Annotated in this window: 1 protein-coding gene; it reads right to left on the reverse strand. The window is 65.8% G+C overall.

The window, feature by feature from the left end; all coding sequences use genetic code 11:
• Nucleotides 1-30: 30 nt before the first annotated feature.
• Nucleotides 31-1214 (reverse strand): IS3 family transposase gene (locus ACS5PV_RS32760; RefSeq protein ID WP_455399478.1). Its coding sequence is split into 2 segments (ribosomal slippage): nucleotides 31-947 and nucleotides 947-1214, totalling 1185 coding nucleotides; the frame shifts between segments, so codons are not numbered across the junction.
• Nucleotides 1215-1268: the final 54 nt, after the last annotated feature.

Raw genomic sequence — 1268 nt, forward strand, 5'->3', positions numbered from 1 at the left:
TGATGTTCACCCGCTTTCGTGGAGTGGTGATCAGCTTGCGGGCGATGGGTCCGTCAGCATCTCCTTCTCGTAGCGGATCGGCGAGCGGTAGCCGAGGGCGGAGTGGCGTCGAACTGGATTGTAGAAGCCCTCGATGAAGGTGAAGACGGCCATTCGGGCCTGAGCTTGTGAAGCGAAGCGCCGGCGGTCGAGCAGTTCGCATTCGAGGGTCGCGAAGAAGCTTTCGGCCATGGCGTTGTCGTAGGCATCGCCGATCGAGCCCATCGAGGGCCGAACACCGGCTTCCCGGCAACGGTTGCCGAAGGCGAGAGCGGTGTACTGACTTCCCTGGTCGGAATGGTGAATGACGGCGCTCGGTTTACGCTGGCCGATCGCCATCTCCAGGGCGTCGAGCACGAGCTCGGTTCGCAGATGGTTCGCCATCGCCCATCCCACGATCCGCCGGCTCCAGGCATCGAGGACCACGGCGAGGTAGAGGAAGCCAGCGGCGGTCGGCACATAAGTGATGTCGCCGACCCAGAGCTGGTTGGGGCCTTCGGCTCGGAAGTTGCGCTCAACGAGGTCGGGGGCTGGCCGGGCCTTCTTGTCCCGCCGCGTGGTGATGACAGCTCGCCGCCGCCGGCTGGCGCCGACGAGGCCGCCTGCGCGCATCAGGCGCGCAATGCGCTTGCGCCCATGGCGTGATCCTTCGGCCGCCAACTCAGCACGAACGCGTGGAGCACCGTAGGCTTCGCCCGAGCCCGCGTGAATCGTGCGGATCCGCTTCAACAGCGCGGCATCGGCCTGCGCGTGGGCCGAGGGCTCCCGTTGCCGCCAGGCATGGTAGCCTGCTTCCGAGACGCCGAGCACGCGGGCCATGACGGCGATAGGAAAGGTGGCCCGGTTTGCGCTCATGAACCGGAAGATCCCGACGGCACCGCGCCGGTCTCCCGCGCGAACCAGGCCGCGGCTTTTGACAGGATATCCCGCTCCAGCCGCAGTTGGCGCACCTCGCGGCGCAGACGGATCAGTTCTTCACGTTCGGCAGCCGTGAGGGTCTCTGTCTTTGCCTCACGGCGCTCCTCGGTCTTGTCAGCCTGTGCGACCCAGTTCCGGATGGCCTGAGCCGACGGTTCGAACTCACGGGCAAGATCGGTGGGATCGCGTCCGGCGCGGACCAGTTCGACGATCTGACGACGGAACTCAGCAGGATAGGGCGGACGTGTATGGGGCATCGGTTGCACCTCGTGGAAAAGCCTGAAGGGCTCCACGAGAGCGGGTCAACATCA

Source organism: Methylobacterium sp. Gmos1 (assembly GCF_053764715.1).